The sequence below is a fragment of the Streptomyces sp. Je 1-369 genome (assembly GCF_026810505.1).
Lineage (GTDB): Bacteria > Actinomycetota > Actinomycetes > Streptomycetales > Streptomycetaceae > Streptomyces.
The window spans coordinates 4539817-4558253 of sequence record NZ_CP101750.1 but is presented as its reverse complement, the minus strand read 5'-3'; the positions used below and the strand labels follow the sequence as shown (position 1 = coordinate 4558253).

General features: G+C 69.4%; 18 protein-coding genes. 9 read left to right on the top strand and 9 right to left on the bottom strand.

All coding sequences use genetic code 11. The annotated features are described in order from the left end of the window. Positions 1-29: 29 nt before the first annotated feature. The 3 genes from NOO62_RS20775 to NOO62_RS20765 all read right to left on the bottom strand — a co-directional run bounded on the left by NOO62_RS20775 (position 30) and on the right by NOO62_RS20765 (position 3089). Positions 30-986, bottom strand: a complete 957-nt coding sequence (locus NOO62_RS20775; protein WP_268772387.1) for a pirin family protein — start codon at positions 984-986, stop codon at positions 30-32. 133 nt (positions 987-1119) lie between these two features. Then, positions 1120-2544, bottom strand: coding sequence for a glycerophosphodiester phosphodiesterase family protein (locus NOO62_RS20770; protein ID WP_268772386.1), 1425 nt, complete (start codon positions 2542-2544; stop codon positions 1120-1122). A 53-nt stretch (positions 2545-2597) separates the two neighbouring features. Continuing rightward, positions 2598-3089: an SseB family protein gene (locus tag NOO62_RS20765; RefSeq protein ID WP_055563227.1), complete on the bottom strand. Its 492-nt coding sequence runs from the start codon at positions 3087-3089 to the stop codon at positions 2598-2600. A gap of 128 nt (positions 3090-3217) precedes the next feature. On the opposite strand from NOO62_RS20765, the gene NOO62_RS20760 reads away from it, so the two are divergent. From NOO62_RS20760 to NOO62_RS20740, 5 genes are all read left to right on the top strand, one after another. Further along, a complete protein-coding gene (locus NOO62_RS20760; RefSeq protein ID WP_268772385.1) occupies positions 3218-5044 on the top strand; it encodes an acyl-CoA dehydrogenase in 1827 nt (608 codons plus the stop codon). Between the two features lie 133 nt (positions 5045-5177). Continuing rightward, positions 5178-5789, top strand: a complete 612-nt coding sequence (locus tag NOO62_RS20755; protein ID WP_268772384.1) for a Uma2 family endonuclease — start codon at positions 5178-5180, stop codon at positions 5787-5789. A 42-nt stretch (positions 5790-5831) separates the two neighbouring features. Beyond that, positions 5832-7130 carry a M18 family aminopeptidase gene (locus NOO62_RS20750; protein ID WP_268772383.1) on the top strand — a complete coding sequence of 433 codons (1299 nt, stop codon included), beginning with the start codon at positions 5832-5834 and terminating at the stop codon, positions 7128-7130. A 77-nt stretch (positions 7131-7207) separates the two neighbouring features. After that, entirely contained in the window at positions 7208-7438 is a 231-nt protein-coding gene (locus NOO62_RS20745) for a DUF6458 family protein (RefSeq protein WP_268772382.1), read from the top strand. 59 nt (positions 7439-7497) lie between these two features. Then, positions 7498-7998 (top strand): LURP-one-related/scramblase family protein, encoded by a 501-nt coding sequence (locus NOO62_RS20740; RefSeq protein WP_268772381.1) that lies wholly within the window; start codon positions 7498-7500, stop codon positions 7996-7998. Between the two features lie 98 nt (positions 7999-8096). Here the strand turns inward: NOO62_RS20740 and NOO62_RS20735 are convergent, their stop codons facing one another. After that, a complete protein-coding gene (locus NOO62_RS20735; protein WP_268772380.1) occupies positions 8097-8903 on the bottom strand; it encodes a carbon-nitrogen family hydrolase in 807 nt (268 codons plus the stop codon). 135 nt (positions 8904-9038) lie between these two features. Here NOO62_RS20735 and NOO62_RS20730 point away from each other — a divergent pair, with 135 nt between their 5' ends. Next, complete coding sequence (locus tag NOO62_RS20730; protein WP_268772379.1) at positions 9039-9863, top strand: maleylpyruvate isomerase family mycothiol-dependent enzyme; 825 nt, start codon at positions 9039-9041, stop codon at positions 9861-9863. Positions 9864-9880: 17 nt separating this feature from the next. On the opposite strand, the gene NOO62_RS20725 is transcribed toward NOO62_RS20730, so the two are convergent. Both NOO62_RS20725 and NOO62_RS20720 read right to left on the bottom strand, forming a co-directional pair. Then, positions 9881-11221 (bottom strand): MFS transporter, encoded by a 1341-nt coding sequence (locus tag NOO62_RS20725; protein WP_268772378.1) that lies wholly within the window; start codon positions 11219-11221, stop codon positions 9881-9883. Further along, positions 11218-11934: a GntR family transcriptional regulator gene (locus NOO62_RS20720; RefSeq protein WP_414930860.1), complete on the bottom strand. Its 717-nt coding sequence runs from the start codon at positions 11932-11934 to the stop codon at positions 11218-11220. Before NOO62_RS20720 ends, NOO62_RS20725 begins: the two co-directional genes overlap by 4 nt. Before the next feature lie 175 nt (positions 11935-12109). Here NOO62_RS20720 and NOO62_RS20715 point away from each other — a divergent pair, with 175 nt between their 5' ends. Beyond that, entirely contained in the window at positions 12110-13006 is an 897-nt protein-coding gene (locus NOO62_RS20715; protein WP_268772376.1) for a D-alanyl-D-alanine carboxypeptidase family protein, read from the top strand. A 100-nt stretch (positions 13007-13106) separates the two neighbouring features. Here the strand turns inward: NOO62_RS20715 and NOO62_RS20710 are convergent, their stop codons facing one another. The 3 genes from NOO62_RS20710 to pdhA are packed head-to-tail and all read right to left on the bottom strand — an operon-like array spanning position 13107 to position 16769. Next, complete coding sequence (locus NOO62_RS20710; RefSeq protein ID WP_268772375.1) at positions 13107-14573, bottom strand: dihydrolipoamide acetyltransferase family protein; 1467 nt, start codon at positions 14571-14573, stop codon at positions 13107-13109. A gap of 13 nt (positions 14574-14586) precedes the next feature. Next, positions 14587-15567: an alpha-ketoacid dehydrogenase subunit beta gene (locus tag NOO62_RS20705; protein WP_268772374.1), complete on the bottom strand. Its 981-nt coding sequence runs from the start codon at positions 15565-15567 to the stop codon at positions 14587-14589. A gap of 2 nt (positions 15568-15569) precedes the next feature. After that, complete coding sequence (gene pdhA, locus NOO62_RS20700) at positions 15570-16769, bottom strand: pyruvate dehydrogenase (acetyl-transferring) E1 component subunit alpha (protein WP_268772373.1); 1200 nt, start codon at positions 16767-16769, stop codon at positions 15570-15572. Between the two features lie 405 nt (positions 16770-17174). On the opposite strand from pdhA, the gene NOO62_RS20695 reads away from it, so the two are divergent. Together NOO62_RS20695 and NOO62_RS20690 are read left to right on the top strand one after the other, a co-directional pair. Next, complete coding sequence (locus NOO62_RS20695) at positions 17175-17837, top strand: response regulator (protein ID WP_268772372.1); 663 nt, start codon at positions 17175-17177, stop codon at positions 17835-17837. 167 nt (positions 17838-18004) lie between these two features. Then, the gene (locus tag NOO62_RS20690) at positions 18005-18427 is read left to right on the top strand and encodes a pyridoxamine 5'-phosphate oxidase family protein (RefSeq protein ID WP_268772371.1); all 423 of its coding nucleotides are present in this window, start codon (positions 18005-18007) and stop codon (positions 18425-18427) included. Positions 18428-18437 lie beyond the last annotated feature (10 nt).

Here is an 18437-nt window from a genome sequence, read left to right as displayed (position 1 = left end):
CTACCTGCTGGCTGCCGCGGCCGTACGACTCACATGCCGTGCACGGCGGGAACCGTGCCGAGCAGGCCCTTCTGGAAGTCCTCGAAGGCCTGCTGCAGCTCCGCCTTGCTGTTCATCACGAACGGGCCGTAGTGCGCCATCGGCTCGCGGATCGGCTGCCCGCCGAGCAGCACGACCTCCAGGTCGGGGGCGTGCGCGTCCTGGCGTTCGTCCGCGCGGACGGTCAGCGAGGAGCCCGCGCCGAAGACCGCGGTCTGACCCATGTGGACGGGGCACCGCTCGGCGCCCACGCTGCCGCGTCCCGCGAGGACGTACGCGAGACCGTTGAAGTCCTCGCGCCAGGGCAGCGTCACCTCGGCACCGGGCCGCACGGTCGCGTGGATCATCGTGATCGGCGTGTGCGTGATGCCGGGGCCCTCGTGTCCGTCGAGCTCACCGGCGATGACGCGGAGCAGCGCGCCGCCGTCCGGGGTGGAGAGCAGCTGGACCTGGCCGCCGCGGATGTCCTGGTAGCGGGGGTTCATCATCTTGTCCTTCGCGGGCAGGTTCACCCACAGCTGGAGGCCGTGGAAGAGGCCGCCGGACATGACGAGGGACTCCGGCGGCGCCTCGATGTGGAGCAGGCCGCTGCCTGCCGTCATCCACTGGGTGTCGCCGTTCTGGATGGTGCCGCCGCCACCGTTGGAGTCCTGGTGGACGAAGGTCCCGTCGATCAGGTACGTGACCGTCTCGAAGCCCCGGTGGGGGTGCCAGGGGGTGCCCTTCGGCTCGCCCGCCTCGTACTCCACCTCGCCCATCTGGTCCATCATGATGAACGGGTCGAGGTGCTGGTAGTTGATCCCCGCGAAGGCCCGGCGCACCGGGAATCCCTCGCCCTCGAAGCCGCTCGGCGCCGTGGTCACGGCGAGCACGGGGCGCGGCGTCGCATCGGCCTGCGCCACCACTCGGGGCAGGGTCAGCGGGTTCTCGACAGTCACTGCAGGCATGGTCGGTACCTCCTGTGCGCTCACTTTAGTTGAACGTAGAACTTTCTGCCACCTGGAACGAACGGGGCCCGGCGGGAATTCCCGCCGGGCCCGCAGGAGCGGAACCTCAGGAGCGGAACCTCATGAGCGGACCTCAGGAGCGGACCGGCTCCAGCTGCAGGTAGTCGAGGTTCCAGTTCTGGAAGGCGCCCTCGTCCAGGGAGAGGCGCACGGTGTGCCGACCGCGGGTGAGCTGCCGCGGGTCACGGCTGTCCTGGAGGAAGAAGGCGTGGTGGGCGGTGGTGCCCGCGACCCGTACGGCCTTGCCCGGCCTGCCGCCGTCGTAGGCGATCCGACAGGTCCCGGCGGGCTCGTACGGGGACGACGCCCGGATCTTGAGCGCGTACCGCCCGGTCTTCGGTACGTCGACCGCGTACGTGAGCCACTCCGAACCGCGCATCCAGCAGACCACCACGGCCCCGTCGTGGTCGCACACGTCGACGTTCTCGCCGCGCCGCCCCGGCCCGTCCCCCCGGTTCCCCGCGTCGGTGTCGTGGTACGCCTTGCCCTCGCCACCGGGGGCGTACCCCTCCGCCTGGACGCGGACCGCGCCGGGCGGCACCCGGCCCGCGGCGCCCGTGGTCAGGTAGGACCTGAGGGCCTGCACGTTGTCGGTCTGCAGGATCGTCGCCCCGTAGTCGGCGATGAGTCTGCCCCAGCCGCGCGCGGGGTCGATCAGCGACGCCTCGTCGGTGAAGCGGGCGGCGGAGCCGTCCCGCATCGTGTTGAACCAGACGCGGCCGGTCGACCGCAGCCCACGGACGAAGGCGGGAGCGGCCACCTTGTCGCGGACGTCGTCGAAGACGACCTCGAACGCGGGCGGCCTGCTCTTCCCGAACTCCCCCACGGACCCGGCGTTGGCGTCCTCCACCAGGTGCATGTAGAGCGCGTCCTTGTGGCGGCCGAGGAACGCGCGCACCTCCGGCACCGGGGCGCGGGACTTGAAGAGGCCGTTGCGGACGGTGCCCGTCTCCTCCAGGACCCGCCAGACCGCCTCGCGGTCCTCCCAGGACTGGTCGAGGTTGACGAGCCCGAGCGTGCGGGCGGCCTTCATGGCGTCGGCGACGGTGGGGACGCGTTCACCGGTGAGCGGCGCCCGGCGGCCGCCCAGACCCGCGCGCAGCTTGAGGCCGCGCAGCTGGGCGAGGGTGAGGTCGGAGACGCGCCCTTTGCCGTTCGTGGTGCGGTCGACGGTCGCGTCGTGCATCAGGACGGGGACTTTGTCCTTGGTCATCCGGACGTCGACCTCGACGATCTCGGCGCCGTCCGCGAAGCCCGCCCGGAGCGCGGCGAGGCTGTTCTCGGGGGCCTTGCGCCACTGGCCGCGGTGCGCGGCGGTCAGCACGGCGGCCTTGGGCCCGTGGTCGAGGAAGAGGCGGCGGGCACGTTCGGCGCCGGTCTCGGCGGGGGCGGCGGTCTCCGCGGAGGCGGTGCCGAGCAGGGCCGCGCTCACCGCCGCGCTCACGGCGACGGTCACGAGGACGGCGGGACGGCGACGCAAGATCCTGGACGAAGGCATAGGTCAGAGCATCGGGTGCGGCCCCCGTCCACACCCGGATCAACGCGCGCGCGTCACCCGTACATGCGCCGCATCGCGAAGTCGACCATCTGCTCCACGGCCTTCGCGTCGAAGACCATGCGGTGCTCGCCCTCCATGTCGAGGACGAAGCCGTACCCCGTCGGGAGGAGGTCGATGACCTCCGCGCCGGTGATCACGAAGTACTTGGAGTCCTTGCCCGCGTACCGGCGCAGCTCCTTGAGGGAGGTGAACATCGGGATCACGGGCTGCTGGGTGTTGTGCAGCGCGAGGAAGCCGGGGTTGTCGCCGCGCGGGCAGTAGACCTTCGACGTGGCGAAGGCCTGCTGGAAGTCCTCGGCGGACATCGACCCCGTCGTGAAGGCGCGCACGGCGTCCGCGAGGGACGGCGGCGAGGGCTCGGGGTAGAGCGGGGGCTGCTGGCCGTAGCCACCGCCGGGCATGCCCTGCATCTGCTGCGGTGGCGGCTGCGCGCCCGGCGGGGCGTACTGCTGCTGGGCGCCGGGATTCTGGTCGTAGCCGTACATGCGCGTAAGCGTACTGAGTCACGGACGTCACAGATGGACGGTTAGGGGTTGCGTCTTATTACCGACGGGTAGCATCATCGTAGCTACTTGCTGGTATTCATCCCTTTCCTGCTTACGGAGCCTTCGCCATGGGCCACTACAAGTCGAATCTCCGCGACATCGAGTTCAACCTCTTCGAGGTGCTCGGCCGCGACAAGCTGTACGGCACCGGCCCGTTCGCGGAGATGGACGTCGACACCGCCAAGAGCATCCTCGACGAACTGCGCCGCCTTGCCGAGAACGAGCTGGCCGAGTCCTTCGAGGACGCGGACCGCAACCCGCCGGTCTTCGACCCGGCGACCAACACCGCCCCGGTGCCCGCGTCCTTCAAGAAGAGCTACCAGGCCTTCATGGACTCCGAGTACTGGCGCCTCGGCCTGCCCGAGGAGATCGGCGGCACGACCTCCCCGCGCTCCCTGATCTGGGGTTACGCGGAGCTGCTGCTCGGCGCGAACCCGGCGGTCTGGATGTACTCCTCCGGTCCCGCGTTCGCCGGCATCCTCTTCGAGGAGGGCAACGAGGCGCAGAAGAAGGTCGCCGAGATCGCCGTCGAGAAGCAGTGGGGCTCGACGATGGTCCTGACCGAGCCGGACGCCGGTTCGGACGTGGGCGCGGGCCGCACGAAGGCCGTGCAGCAGGACGACGGCTCCTGGCACATCGAGGGTGTGAAGCGGTTCATCACGTCCGGTGAGCACGACATGTCGGAGAACATCCTCCACTACGTCCTCGCCCGCCCCGAGGGCCACGGCCCCGGCACGAAGGGCCTCTCCCTCTTCCTCGTACCGAAGTACGACTTCGACTGGGAGACCGGCGAGCTGGGCGAGCGCAACGGCGTGTACGCGACGAACGTCGAGCACAAGATGGGCCTCAAGGCCTCCAACACGTGCGAGATGACGTTCGGCGACCAGCACCCCGCCAAGGGCTGGCTGATCGGCGACAAGCACGACGGCATCCGCCAGATGTTCCGCATCATCGAGTTCGCCCGCATGATGGTCGGCACGAAGGCGATCGCGACGCTGTCGACGGGTTACCTGAACGCGCTGGAGTACGCCAAGGAGCGCGTCCAGGGCCCCGACCTGGCCCAGTTCATGGACAAGGCCGCGCCGAAGGTGACGATCACTCACCACCCGGACGTGCGCCGCTCCCTGATGACGCAGAAGGCGTACGCGGAGGGCATGCGCGCCCTGGTGCTGCACACCGCGGCCGTCCAGGACGACATCCAGGTCAAGGAGGCGGCGGGCGAGGACGCGTCGCAGCTGCACGCCCTCAACGACCTGCTCCTGCCGATCGTGAAGGGCTACGGCTCGGAGAAGTCGTACGAACAGCTGGCGCAGTCGCTCCAGACGTTCGGCGGCTCGGGGTACCTCCAGGAGTACCCGATCGAGCAGTACATCCGTGACGCCAAGATCGACACCCTCTACGAGGGCACGACGGCCATCCAGGGCCAGGACTACTTCTTCCGGAAGATCGTCCGCAATCAGGGCGCCGCGCTGAACGGCCTCGCCGAGGAGATCAAGAAGTTCCTCGCGGTCGGCACGGGCGGCGAGGAGCTGGCCGGCGCCCGCGAGGAGCTGGCCAAGGCCGCGGTCGATCTCGAGGCCATCGTCGGCGTCATGCTGACGGACCTCGCGGCGACGGAGCAGGACGTCAAGTCCATCTACAAGGTGGGCCTCAACACGACCCGCCTCCTGATGGCCTCGGGCGACGTCGTCGTCGGCTACCTGTTGCTCCGCGGTGCCGCGGTGGCAGCCGAGAAGCTGGAGACGGCCTCGCCGAAGGACAAGGCCTTCTACTCCGGCAAGATCGCCGCGGCCAAGTTCTTCGCCACGAACGTCCTCCCGAACGTCACCGCCGAGCGCAAGCTCGCCGAGGCGGTCGACCTGGACCTGATGGAGCTGGACGAGGCGGCGTTCTAGTCAGGCCCGGTTCGACCGTATTTCTCTCGCACGTCAGCGCGATGCCGCCACCTGATCCTTTCGGGTGGCGGCATCGTCGTATGCCCTGGGTACGCTGAGTGAACGGCCGAGAATCCCGTCCATGGGAGGAACCATGACCGCCGAGCCCCGCACCGAAGCGCTGCACGCACTCCAGCCCGATGGCTCGGCGTGGCCGATGCCACCTGAGGACGGCTACACGACGGACGAATTCTTCAGCCTCGACCTCCCGCCGCACACAGAGTTGATCGACGGGAGCCTGATCTTCGTGAGTCCGCAGCGCAAGTTCCACACACTGGCCATGTACCTCTTGGAGCAGGGGCTGCGCGCCACCGTCCCCGAACCTCTGCGGGTCCGCCGCGAGATGGCCGTCGTCCTCGGCCGCAGGCAGGCACCCGAGCCGGACCTCGTGGTCGTGACCGCGGAGGCCGACGCCGACCAGACACAGACGCGATACCAGGCGGAGGACGTCCTGCTCGCCGTAGAGGTCATGTCCCCCGACTCGGAGGAGCGCGACCAGGACACCAAGCCCCGCAAGTACGCCGCAGCCGGAATCCGGCACTACTGGCTGGTCAGGATGGACGAGAACAAGCGGCCCGCCGTCCACACCTACGAGCTCGACCCGCACACCGGCACCTACGCGCCCACCGGCATCCATCACGACCGGCTCAAGCTCGCCGTGCCGTTCACGATCGACATCGACCTCACCGAGATCGACCGCCTCTGATCGCCCCGCCACCCGGACAGCCACCCCATTAGGCTGGCTGGCATGCGCACACCCTCCCGGCCCTTCGACCGTGGCCACACCGAAGACCTCATGACCTTCCTCGCGGCGAGCCCCACGCCGTACCACGCCGTGGCGAGCGCCGCCGAGCGGCTGGAGAAGGCCGGGTTCCGGCAGGTCGAGGAGACCGACTCCTGGGACGGTACAACCGGCGGGAAGTACGTGCTGCGCGGCGGCGCCATCGTCGCCTGGTACGTCCCCGAGGGCGCTCCCGCACACACCCCCTTCCGCATTGTCGGCGCCCACACCGACTCCCCCAACCTGCGCGTGAAGCCGCAGCCCGACGCGGGCGCCCACGGCTGGCGGCAGGTCGCCGTGGAGATCTACGGCGGGCCGCTGCTCAACTCCTGGCTCGACCGCGACCTCGGCCTCGCGGGACGCCTCTCGCTGCGCGACGGCACCACGCGGCTCGTGGACATCGACCGGCCGCTGCTGCGCGTGCCCCAACTGGCCATCCACATGGACCGGTCCGTGCACACCGACGGGCTCAAGCTCGACAAGCAGAAGCACATGCAGCCCATCTGGGGCCTCGGCCACGACGTCCACGAGGGCGACCTCATCCGCTTCCTGGAGGACGAGACCGGCCTCGACGAGGGCGACGTCACCGGCTGGGACCTCATGACGTACGCCATCGAGGCGCCCGCCTTCCTCGGACGTGACCGCGAGCTCGTCGCGGGCCCCCGCATGGACAACCTCCTGTCCGTGCACTCCGCGACCGCCGCCCTCACCGCCGTCGCCGCCCAGGAGAACCTCCCGTACATCCCCGTGCTCGCCGCCTTCGACCACGAGGAGAACGGCTCGCAGTCCGACACCGGCGCCGACGGCCCGCTGCTCGGCAGCGTCCTGGAGCGCTCCGTGTTCGCGCGCGGCGGCTCGTACGAGGACAAGGCACGGGCGTTCGCGGGGACCGTCTGTCTCTCCTCCGACACCGGCCACGCCGTCCACCCCAACTACGCGGAGCGGCACGACCCGACGCACCACCCGCGCGCCAACGGCGGACCGATCCTCAAGGTCAACGTGAACAACCGTTACGCCACCGACGGTTCGGGCCGCGCGGTCTTCGCCGCCGCGTGCGACAAGGCGGGCGTCCCCTTCCAGTCGTTCGTCTCCAACAACGCGATGCCGTGCGGCACGACGATCGGCCCCATCACCGCGGCGCGCCACGGCATCAAGACGGTCGACATCGGCGTCGCGATCCTCTCCATGCACAGCGTGCGCGAGCTGTGCGGCGCCGACGACCCGCACATGCTGGCCAACGCGCTGGTCGCGTTCCTGGAGGGCTGAGCTCCGAATGCCTGTGTGGGTACGGAGCCTCCGGGTACTCGGAGGCTTCGTAGCCACTACGCAGGGAGGCGGTCCTCATGGGCCTCGGCGGATGCATACTTCTGATCGCCGCGGGTGCCATCCTCACGTTCGCGACCGACTGGGAGATGGACGGGCTCAACGTCACCGTCACCGGCCTCATCATGATGGCCGTGGGCCTCATCGGTGTCGCCGTCTTCACCAGCATCGCCCGACGCAGGAGGGCGGTGGTCCCGCCGGTCGCCCAGACGACCGTCGTCGACCCCGACCAGCAGCCCCGCGGCTACTGACGCCGTCCCACCGCTCGTGACCATGTCCGAAGTGCGGCGGTTCGGGGTAGTCATGCGCCATGAGACTTCTCGTACGCGACCGCATGCTCGGCATCGGCGACGACTACTGGATCGAGGACGACCAGGGGCGCAAGGTCTTCCTCGTCGACGGCAAGGCCATGCGCCTGCGGGATACCTTCGAGTTGAAGGACATGCAGGGCAGGGTGCTCGTCGACATCCACGCCAAGATGCTCTCCCTGCGCGACACGATGGTCATCGAGCGGGAGGGCGAGCCGCTCGCCAAGGTCAAGCGCAAGCGTCTGTCGCTGCTGCGCAACCACTACCGCGTCGAGCTCGTCGACGGCACGGAGCTGGACGTCAGCGGCAAGATCCTCGACCGCGAGTTCGCCATCGAGTACGACGGTGAGCTGCTCGCGGACATCTCGCGCCGCTGGTTCCGCGTACGCGAGACGTACGGCCTCCAGGTCGTACGCGAGGACGCCGACCCCGCACTCCTCCTCGCCGTCGCGGTCTGCGTGATCCGGCTGGCGGAGAAGGAACGGGAGGGGGACGACGACTGACGCACCGCATGACGCCCGCGCCCGACGATCGCGGCGAAGCCGCGTTCAAGGGGCGCGGGGAACTGCGCGACCAGCCACGGCGCGCCCGCGGTCGTGACTCAGAGCCGCGTCGGCGGGGCCTGCCCGAGAAGGCGGTCCTTCAGCGCGGGGAACTGCTCGCGGGTCGCCGCGACCTTCGCGGGATCGAGGTCGACCGTGAGGACCTCCTCACCGTCACCCGCCTCCGCGAGCACCTCACCCCACGGGTCGACGACGACACTGTGCCCCGCCTGCGGAACCCCCGCATGCGTCCCGCCCGTGCCGCACGCCAGGACGTACACCTGGTCCTCGACCGCCCGCGCCCGCGCGAACAGCAGCCAGTGCTCCCGGCGCCGCGCGGGCCACCCCGCGGGTACGACGAACATCTCGGCACCCGCGTCGACGAGCCCCCGGAAGAGCTCGGGAAAACGCAGGTCGTAGCAGGTCGCCAGGCCGAACGTGGCGTCCGGCGTGCGGAACGTCGCCAGCTCGGAGCCCGCCGCCATCATGACGGCCTCGCCCTTGTCGAAGCCGAAGCGGTGGATCTTCCGGTAGGCGGCGACCAGTTCACCGGCCGGGGAGAAGACGAGCGAGGTGTTGTAGAGCGGCCCGTCCGGGTCCCGCTCGGGGATCGAGCCCGCGTGCAGCCACACGCCCGCCTCACTCGCGGCCTTCGACATGGCCTCGTACGTCGGGCCTTCGAGAGGCTCCGCCTCGTCCGCGAAGGACTCGTACGCGAACGCGCCCGTGGTCCACAGTTCGGGGAGAACGACCAGATCCGAACCGTCCCGGGCACTCACTTCACGTACCAGCGAAGCGACCCGCGTACGACGGGAATTGACCGGTTCGTCCTCGTCTACGGCGATCTGGATGAGAGAGGCGCGCACACTACCACCGTCCTGGCATTCGAGTCGGCAACACGGGCCTACGATCGTCACACGAAAGCACTGCCGGGGTGCCTGCGGGCAGCGTAACTTAACGTCTCAGACACCCACCGCCCGCGCACAACCGCAAGGGGTCCCGTGAGTCTCCATCCCAGCCTGCAAACCTACGCCGATGCCTGGACGCACTCCGTCGAAGCGATATCCGAGCTGGTGTCGCCGCTCGCCGAGGGGGAGTGGAACTGGGCCACCCCCTGCCCCGGCTGGTCGGTGCGCGACATCGTCTCCCATGTCATAGGCCTGGACTGCGAGATGCTGGGCGACCCCCGCCCCATCCACACCCTGCCCCGCGACCTGTACCACGTACAGACCGAGGGGCAGCGGTACATGGAGATGCAGGTCGACGTGCGGCGCCACCACACCGCACCGGAGATGACCTCCGAGCTGGAGTACACGATCATCCGCCGCTCCCGGCAGCTGCGGAACGAGTCGCGGGAACCCTCCACCAAGATCCGCGGCCCCCTCGGCTCCGAGCAGACCCTCGAACTCGCCATGCGGCTGCGGGCCTTCGATGTGTGGGTGCACGAGCAGGACCTCCGCACCACTCTGCGCAAGCCCGGCAACCTCGACTCCCCCGGGGCGTACGTCGCACGGGACCTGCTGCTCAAGGGCCTCCCGAAGGTCGTCGGCGAGAAGGCCGGCGCCCCCGCGCAATCGGCGGTCGTCTTCGACGTCAGCGGGCCCGTCGAGTTCCTGCGCACGGTCCGCATCGACGCCGACGGCAAGGGCACCGTCGACGGCGCGCCCTCGCTCGGCCCGCTCGCCACGCTCGGCCTCGACTGGGAGACGTACTTCAGACTCGCCTGCGGCCGCGTGACGTACGCGTCCGTCACGGACCGCGTCAAGGTCGAGGGCGACCACGACCTGGCGGACGCGATCCTGCGGAACTTCGCGGTCACGCCGTAGCCACTCGGGCAAACAGCTCAGGCGGGGACGTGCACGGCCTCGACGCGGCTCGCGACGAGCCGCTCCCGCTCCCTGCGCACGGCCCGCGACTTGAGCCGCAGGATCTGGACGAGGCCGAGCGCCTCCAGGACGAAGACGGCGGAGAACGCGATCCGGTAGTTGTCGCCGGTCGCGTCGAGCAGCACGCCGATCGCGAGCAGGGTCGTCATGGAGGCGACGAAGCCGCCCATGTTGGTGATGCCCGACGCCGTGCCCTGCCGCTCCGGCGGGTTGGCGGGCCGTGCGAAGTCGAAGCCGATCATGGAGGCGGGCCCGCAGGCGCCGAGGACCGCGCACAGGACGATCAGCAGCCACATCGGGGCGTGCTCGCCCGGGTAGGCGAGCGTGGTGCCCCAGGCCGCCGCCGTCGTCCCGATGGTGCCGAACGCGAGCGGGAGGCGCGCGGCGTGGTGCCGGGCCACGATCTGGCCGTAGACGAGGCCGATGACCATGTTGGACAGCACGACGAGGGTGAGCAGTTCCCCGGCCGTCGCGCGGGACAGTCCCTGCGCCTCGACGAGGAACGGCAGGCCCCACAGCAGCAGGAACACCATCGCGGGGAACTGCGTCGTGAAGTGCACCCACAGGCCGAGCCGGGTGCCGGGCTCCCGCCAGGACAGGGCGATCTGCTTGCGGACGTAGGCGGCGCCGGTGTGCCGCACCGGTTCCGGCTCGTGCCCCTCGGGGTGGTCCTTCAGGAACAGCGTCATGAGGACGAGGACGACGACACCGCACAGCGCGCTGCCGGCGAAGGCGGCCGTCCAGCCGACGGAGTGCAGCAGCCGGGCCAGGACGAGCGTCGAGACGAGGTTGCCCGCCATGCCGACGAGGCCCGCGAGCTGGGCGACCATCGGGCCGCGCCGGGCCGGGAACCAGCGCGTGCCGAGCCGCAGGACGCTGATGAACGTCAGCGCGTCACCGCAGCCCAGCAGGGCGCGGGAGACGAGCGCCATGCCGTACGAGGGCGAGAAGGCGAAGCCGAGCTGCCCGATCGTGAAGAGGACGACTCCGATGGTCAGCACCCTCTTGGTGCCGAGCCGGTCGACCATCAGGCCGACGGGTATCTGCATGCCCGCGTAGACGAGCAGCTGGAGTATGGAGAACGTCGAAAGCGCCGACGCGTTGACGTGGAAACGGTCCGCGGCGTCGAGGCCCGCGACGCCGAGGGACGTCCGGAAGATGACGGCGACGAAGTAGACGGCGACGCCGATGGACCAGACGAGGACGGCCTTCTTCCCGCCAATGGGGTCTCCCCCGGCTCCTTCGGAGCTTGGGGAAGGGTCGCCGGGAAGGGGCTCGGGTGCGGCGGCTGAGCTCATCGGACTTCGCCCCGCGCCAGATTCTGGAACCAGCCGACGTGCCGGGTGACCACGGCGACCGCCGCGTCCGCGTCGTCGCGGCGCAGCGCGTCGAGGATCTCCTCGTGCTCGGCGAGGGTCTTCGCGATCCGGTCGGGGTGCGAGTGCAGCACTGCGACACCCATCCGCAGCTGACGGTCCCGCAGCTGGTCGTAGAGGCGGGACAGGATCTCGTTGCCGCCGCTGCGGACGATCTCCGCGTGGAAGCTGCGGTCGGTGACGGCGGCCTCGGCGAGGTCACCGGCGGCGGCCTGCGCGCGCTGCCGGTCCAGGAGCTCTTCGAGGCGGCCGATCAGACCCGCGGGCGCGGGCACCGCCTTGCGCACGGAGTGCGTCTCGACCAGTAGTCGCGTCTCCACGACGTCCGCGATCTCCTGCGCGGAGACGGGCAGCACGAGGGCGCCCTTCTTCGGGTAGAGCCGCAGCAGCCCCTCGACCTCCAGCTTCAGCAGCGCCTCGCGCACGGGGGTGCGGGACACCCCCACGGCCTCGGCGAGCTCGCCCTCGGTGAGGAGCGTGCCGCCTTCGTAGCGGCGCTCCAGGACGGCTTGCTTGACGTGCGCGTAGACGCGCTCGGCGGCGGGGAGCCGTTTGGCGGGAGCGGCAGAAGCGGCGGAAACGGCAGAAGCGCTGGGGGCGTCGGGCGTGAGGGCGGTGGCGGCTGGCATGCGCACAGCATAGATACAACAGGTATACAGAGGTACCACCGTCCACATCGCGGGCACCCCGGCGCGGTCATCGCCTGAATTTTCCTGGCACATCAGCGCATCCATCCGCCCCTCCCGTTCGTCTAATGAGTGAGCGGCACCCTCATGCGGCCGCAGCCCAGGGGCATTTGGAGCACTTGACTTGAATACCGGCATCAAGGGCGCACGTCGCGCGACCGCCGTCCTCGTCACCGCGAGCGCGATGCTCGCCGGCGGCGCCCTCACCTCTCCGGCCCACGCGGCCGCACCCCCGAAGCCGTCCATCGTCGCCAAGGGCGGCTATGTGATGAACAGCGCCACGGGGAAGACTCTTTTCACGAAGTCCGCCGACACCCGCCGTTCCACCGGCTCCACGACGAAGATCATGACGGCGCGCGTGGTGCTCGGCCAGCGGAACCTGAACCTGAACTCCAAGGTCAAGGTCGACAAGGCGTACAGCGACTACATCGTCCGCAACAACTACGCCTCGTCGGCCCGGCTGATCGTCGGTGACAAGGTCACCGTCCGTCAGCTCCTGTACGGCCTGATGCTGCCGTCCGGCTGCGACGCGGCGTACGCGCTCGCGGACAAGTTCGGCAAGGGCACGACCCGCGCCAAGCGCGTGAAGAGCTTCATCGGCCAGATGAACTCGACCGCCAAGACGCTCGGCATGCGGAACACGCACTTCGACTCGTTCGACGGCATCGGGCACGGCGCCAACTATTCGACGCCGCGCGACCTGACGAAGCTCGCCCGCAACGCGATGAAGTACTCCACGTTCCGTACGGTCGTGAAGACGAAGTCGACGAAGCAGAAGGTCACCACGAAGTCCGGTGGCTACCGCAACATGTCGTGGACGAACACGAACAACCTCCTCGGTTCCTACCGCGGCGCCATCGGCGTGAAGACGGGCTCCGGCCCCGAGGCGAAGTACTGCCTCGTCTTCGCGGCGACCCGCAACGGCAAGACGGTCATCGGCACGGTCCTGACCTCTTCCTCGCTGGCCAACCGCACCAAGGACGCCAAGAAGCTGCTGGACTACGGCTTCAAGGTCGCGTAGCGACCGCCCGGCAGTTCTCGTTCCAGGAGTACGCGTTCCAGGAGTACGCGAAGGGCCCCGCCGCGATGTCGCGGCGGGGCCCTTTTCTTCGCTCTGGTGCTTACGCCCAGGTCATGAGCCGCTTCGGCTGCTCAAGGATGGCCGCCACATCGGCGAGCACCTTCGAGCCGAGCTCCCCGTCCACCAGGCGGTGGTCGAAGGACAGCGCGAGCGTCGTCACCTGACGGGGCTTCACCTTGCCCTTGTGGACCCACGGCTGGAGCTTGATCGCGCCGACCGCGAGGATCGCGGACTCGCCGGGGTTCAGGATCGGCGTGCCCGTGTCGACGCCGAAGACGCCGACGTTGGTGATCGTGACCGTGCCGCCCTGCATGGCGCCGGGCGAGGTCTTGCCCGCACGCGCCGTGGACACCAACTCGCCGAGCGACTCGGCCAGTTCGGGCAGGGTCTTGGCGTGCGCGTCCTTGATGTTCGGCACGATCAGACCGCGCGGGGTGGCCGCGGCGATGCCCAGGTTCACGTAGTGCTTCTGGACGATCTCCTGGTTCGCTTCGTCCCAGGCCGCGTTGACGTCCGGGTTCCGCTTGATCGCCACGAGCAGGGCCTTGGAGATGAACAGCAGCGGATTGACCCGCAGCCCCTCGAACGCCTTGTCCTGCTTGAGCTCCTCGACGAGCTTCATCGTCCGCGTCACGTCGATCGTCACGAACTCCGTGACGTGCGGCGCCGTGAACGCCGAGCCGACCATCGCCTGCGCGGTGGCCTTGCGGACGCCCTTGACCGGGATGCGGGTCTCGCGTGCGTCCGTACTCACCACGGGGGCGGCGGCGGGCGTGGGGGCGGGTGCCTCGGTCGCCTCGGGCGCCTGCGGGGCGGGTGCGGCGGCCGGGGCAGGGGCCACCGCCGCGTGCACGTCCTCGCGGGTGATGATCCCGTCGGGGCCGGACGGGGTGATCGTCGCGAGGTCCACGCCGAGGTCCTTGGCGAGCTTGCGGACCGGCGGCTTGGCGAGCGGCCGGACTCCGTTGTGCCCGTTCAGGGACGGGGACTGCGGCGCCGGGGCGGGTGCGGGTGCCGACTCAGCGGCGGGAGCGGCGGGAGCGGCGGGCGTCTCCGACGCGGCGGGCTTGCGGGCCCGTCGCTTGGTGGAGGACTCGGCGACCCCGTACCCGACGAGGACCGGCTTGCGGCCTTCGGGAGCGGCGGGCTCGGCCTCGGGCTCGGCGGCCGTCACCGGCTCCGCGGCCTGCGGCGGCTCGGGCACCGTCGCCTGCTCGGCGGTCGCCGGGGCACCTCCGCCCGCCCCGCCCGACACGTCCACCGCGATGATCACCTGGCCGACGTCGACCGTGGTGCCCTCGGGGAACCGCAGTTCCTGTACGACCCCGTTGAACGGGATGGGGAGTTCGACGGCGGCCTTGGCCGTCTCGACCTCGCACACGACCTGGCCGTCGGTGACCGTGTCACCGGGCTGTACGTACCACTTGAGGATCTCGGCCTCGGTGAGTCCCTCGCCCACGTCGGGCATCTTGAACTCGGCAAGAGCAGTGTCTGTCATCGTCGTCACAACCCTCTCCCCCTCAGTACGCCAGCGAGCGGTCGACGGCGTCGAGCACCCTGTCGAGACCCGGCAGGTACTCCTCCTCCAGGCGCGCCGGCGGGTACGGGGCGTGATAGCCGCCGACCCGCAGCACGGGCGCCTCCAGGTGGTAGAAGCACCGCTCGGTGATGCGCGCCGCGATCTCCGCGCCCGTGCCCAGGAAGACCGGGGCCTCATGGACGACGACGAGCCGCCGCGTCTTCTCCACGGACGCCTGCACGGAGTCGAAGTCGATGGGCGACATGGAGCGCAGGTCGACGACCTCGAGGGACTTGCCCTCCTCCTCGGCGGCCGCGGCCGCCTCCAGGCAGACCTTCACCATCGGGCCGTACGCGGCGAGCGTGAGGTCGGTGCCCTCGCGGGCGACGGTGGCCTTGTGCAGGGGGCCGGGGATCGCTTCCTTGTCGACCTCGCCCTTGTCCCAGTAGCGCCGCTTCGGTTCGAAGAAGATCACCGGGTCGTCGCTCTGGATGGCCTGCTGCATCATCCAGTAGGCATCCGCCGAGTTCGAGGGGGAGACCACCTTGAGGCCCGCGACGTGCGCGAAGAGGGTCTCGGGGGACTCGCTGTGGTGCTCGACCGCGCCGATGCCACCGCCGTACGGAATGCGGATGACGACGGGCATCTTGATCTTGCCGAGCGCGCGGGCGTGCATCTTCGCGAGCTGCGTGACGATCTGGTCGTACGCCGGGAAGACGAAGCCGTCGAACTGGATCTCCACCACGGGGCGGTACCCCCGCAGGGCGAGGCCGATGGCCGTGCCGACGATGCCGGACTCGGCGAGCGGGGTGTCGATGACCCGCTCCTCGCCGAAGTCCTTCTGCAGCCCGTCCGTCACCCGGAAGACGCCGCCGAGCTTGCCGACGTCCTCACCCATGATGAGGACCTTGGGGTCGTTCTCCAGCGCGGTGCGCAGGGATTCGTTGATCGCCTTGGCGATGGGAAGTTTCTGGACAGCCATGGTTACTTGACCTCCCCGGCCGCGGGGGCGTCCGCGAACGACGCCTGATAGGCGGCGAACTGGGCGCGCTCCTCGTCCACGAGCGCGTGCCCGTCCGCGTAGACATTCTCGAAGATCGCCATCAGATCCGGATCCGGCATCGCCCGCACCACCTCTCGCACTCGCTTGCCCAACGCTTCGCTCTCGTCTTCGAGTTCCGCGAAAAATCCCTCATCCGCGTGACCTTCGGTCTCCAGGTACGCCCGGAGCCGCAGGATCGGGTCCTTGGCCTCCCAGGCCACCCGCTCGTCGTCGTTGCGGTACTTGGTCGGGTCGTCGGAGGTGGTGTGCGCGCCCATGCGGTACGTGAACGCCTCGATCAGCGCCGGGCCCTCGCCCGTGCGGGCGCGCTCCAGCGCCCACTTGGTGACGGCGAGCACGGCGAGCACGTCGTTGCCGTCGACCCGTACGCCGGGGAAGCCGTAGCCCTGCGCGCGCTGGTAGAGCGGCACCCGGGTCTGCTTCTCGGTGGGCTCGGAGATCGCCCACTGGTTGTTCTGGCAGAAGAACACGACGGGGGCGTTGTAGACCGCGGAGAAGGTGAACGATTCAGCTACGTCGCCCTGGCTGGAGGCGCCGTCTCCGAAGTACGCGATCACGGCCGAGTCCGCGCCGTCCTTGGCCACGCCCATCGCGTAACCGGTGGCGTGCAGGGTCTGCGAGCCGATGACGATCGTGTACAGGTGGAAGTTGTTGCTGTTCGGGTCCCAGCCGCCGTTGTTCACGCCGCGGAACATGCCGAGCAGGTTCGTCGGGTCCACCCCGCGGCACCAGGCGACGCCGTGCTCGCGGTAGGTGGGGAAGACGTAGTCGTCGTCGCGGGTGGCGCGGCCCGAACCGATCTGGGCGGCCTCCTGGCCGAGCAGCGACGCCCACAGACCCAGCTCACCCTGGCGCTGCAGCGCGGTGGCCTCGGCGTCGAAGCGACGGGTGAGGACCATGTCGCGGTAGAGGTCGCGCAGCTCCTCCGCGGTGATGTCCGCGACGTACGCGTCGTACACCGCGTTCTTCGCGTCCTTGACCCGCTTGCCCTCGGGCGTCAACAGCTGAATCAGCTCGGGCTCGGTGCTTTTCTGCGGCGCGGGCTTCTTGGCGCTTGCGCGCTTGCCGCTGCCGGTACTGCTGCGGCGCGGTTTGCGCGCGGCGGTGCTCTCCACGGTCACGTGTGCTCCTCCGTCGGTCCGGCCCCCGGGGGTTACCGGGAAAACCAGTACGGCTCGCCTGGTCCGTGCCCGCGCACGGGGTGGGTGCGACTCAGCCGGGAACAGGCGTGACAGGTGCCCCGGCGAGCGCCCTGCTCAAAGCACGTTACCCAGTGCTTCCCATTTCTGTGAAACCCCATCTGACCTGCGAATTTGCTTGGATTTCCAAGTAAACGGTCAGTCGCTCGACATACTCGGATTTCCGAGTATGTCGAGAAAACCGGGAACACTTCCTGGTCACAGCACTGATCACAGCCTGGCAGGGGGCCGGAACACCGGCACGTTATCCCGGCCACCCCGGGGACGGGAAGGGTTCCGAAGGGTTCCGCACGGGCACGCAAAGAGATCGTGTGTGAGACTGGCTCCGTGCGCGAAGATGGAAAAATTACGGTTTTTCTCCTCGACGACCACGAGGTGGTCCGGCGTGGAGTCCATGAGCTGCTGTCCGTGGAGGCCGACATCGAGGTGGTCGGCGAAGCCGGCACCGCGGCGGACGCCCTGGTCAGGATCCCCGCGACCCGTCCGGATGTGGCGGTGCTCGACGTGCGCCTGCCGGACGGCAGCGGTGTCGAGGTGTGCCGCGAGATCCGTTCGCAGAACGAGGACATCAAATGCCTGATGCTCACCTCGTTCGCCGACGACGAGGCCCTTTTCGACGCGATCATGGCCGGTGCCTCCGGTTATGTCCTCAAGGCCATTCGCGGCAATGAGCTCCTCACCGCCGTGCGCGACGTCGCTGCGGGAAAGTCCCTGCTCGACCCCGTCGCGACGGCCCGGGTCCTGGCGCGGCTGCGCGACGGCAACAACGCCAAGGGCGACGACCGCCTGGCGAACCTCACCGACCAGGAGCGGAAGATCCTCGACCTCATCGGCGAGGGCCTGACCAACCGCGTGATCGGTGAGCGGCTGCACCTCGCCGAGAAGACGATCAAGAACTACGTCTCCAGCCTGCTGTCCAAGCTGGGCATGGAGCGGCGCTCCCAGGCCGCGGCGTACGTGGCGCGCATGCAGGCGGAGAAGCAGCACTGACGCGAGCGGCGGCGCGCGGGAAGCACGGGGGCGCGCGGGGGCGCGACGGATGACGGCGTGCGGGGCACGACGGATGACGGTGTTCAGCGGTTCAGGGACTTACGTCCTTCGTTGATGGGGGCGGGATCCCCTTTTCCGACGCCCTGTCCATGAACCAAGGTGGGGGCATGTCCACCGACGAACAGCTCGCCTTCGAACTGCTCCGCCGCACCGACTACGGCCGGGTGGCGACCAGCATGCGCGCGCTGCCCTTCCTCGCCGCGGCCCGGCACATCGTCGTGGACGAGAAGCTCCTGCTCCGCATGCACAAGGGATACGGCTACCACCAGGCCTGCGTCGGCAGTGTCGTCGCGTACGGCGCGGACAACCTCAACGTGGCGAGCGCGAGGGACGGCCAGTGGACCGTCCAGCTCGTCGGCGTCTGCGACCGGGTCGAGCCGACCAACGCGGAGCTCGAACTCTTCGGGCCCGCCCCGCACTACATGGACGGCGAGCTCTTCGACCCGGTCTACCTGCGGATAGAGCCGCAGTTCAGCACGGTCCACACGCTGCACGCCGGCCACGACCGCCAGCTGCAGCACATCCTGTAGACCGGGGCCT